This window comes from Stenotrophomonas sp. 05L44_2 (genome assembly GCF_056665995.1).
Genome location: NZ_JBFTNR010000905.1, coordinates 1 through 1,394, shown reverse-complemented (window position 1 = coordinate 1,394; position 1,394 = coordinate 1). Strand labels below are relative to the sequence as shown.

Here is a 1,394-nt window from a genome sequence, read left to right as displayed (position 1 = left end):
CACTTCACCGTGTGGGTTCAGTGCCTTGTAACGGTAGTTCGGCATGTCAGCGTCGTCCCTGCACKCGCATCAGCCTTCCTCGGTCACGCGCAGGACTTCCTCGAGGGTCGTCTGCCCGCTCAGGGCCTTGCTCAGGCCATCCTCGTACATGGTGCGCATGCCGGCTTCGCGGGCGATGCGCTCGATCTCGCCCATGCCATCGCGACGCATCACCGCACGGCGCAGCGCGTCGTTCATCACCAGGAATTCCATGATGGTGGTGCGCCCCAGGTAGCCGGTCGGCGCCAGCGCCGAAGGCTTCGGGCGATAAAGGTAGATCGTTCCATCCGGTTGCAGGCGGCGCAGGTCGAAGCGTTCGATCTCTTCCGGCGAGGCTTCGTAGCGTTCGGCGTGGGTCGGCTCCAGCCGGCGCACCAGGCGCTGGGCCAGGATGCCGTTGATGGTGGAGGTGAGCAGATAATCTTCCACGCCCATGTCGAGCAGGCGGGTGATGCCGCCTGCGGCATTGTTGGTGTGCAGCGTGGACAGCACCAGGTGGCCGGTCAACGCTGACTGGATCGCGATGCGCGCGGTTTCCAGGTCGCGCATTTCGCCGATCATGATGATGTCCGGATCCTGGCGCACGATGCTGCGCAGCGCATTGGCGAAATCCAGCCCGATCTGTGGCTTGGCCTGGATCTGGTTGATGCCTTCGATCTGGTACTCGACCGGATCTTCAACGGTGATGATCTTGACGTCGGCGGTGTTGAGCTGGCTCAGCGCGGTGTACAGCGTGGTGGTCTTGCCCGACCCGGTGGGGCCGGTCACCAGCAGGATGCCGTGCGGCTGTTCAAGCACCTTGCGGAACTGCGGCAGGAAGGCATCGGTGAAGCCCAGCCGATGGAAGTCGAACACCACCGTCTCGCGATCAAGCAGGCGCATCACCACGCTTTCGCCGTGCGCGGTGGGCACCGTGCTGACACGCAGGTCCAGTTCCTTGCCCTGCACGCGCAGCATGATGCGGCCATCCTGCGGCAGGCGGCGCTCGGCGATGTTGAGACGGGCCATGATCTTGATGCGGCTGATCACCGCCGCGGTCAGGTTGGCCGGCGGGCTCTCGCCTTCGACCAGCACGCCATCGACGCGGTAACGCACCTTCAGCCGATTTTCGAACGGCTCTACGTGGATGTCCGACGCGCGCAGTTCGACCGCGCGCTGGATCACCAGGTTGACCAGGCGGATCACCGGCGCTTCGGAAGCGAGATCGCGCAGGTGCTCGATATCGTCCACTGCGCCGCCCTCGCCATCGGCGGTTTCCACGATCGCGCCCATCGCACTGCGGCCCTGGCCGAACCAGCGCTCGACCAGATCATCGATCTCCGCGCGCATGCCCAGCAGCGGCGTGACCGGTACAC

General features: G+C 65.0%; 1 protein-coding gene. It reads right to left on the bottom strand.

Annotated features, from left to right (window positions below):
• Window positions 1–69: 69 nt before the first annotated feature.
• On the bottom strand, window positions 70–1,394 hold a 1,325-nt coding region (gspE, locus tag AC1VAN_RS21845; RefSeq protein WP_480986747.1), incomplete at its 5' end, for a type II secretion system ATPase GspE.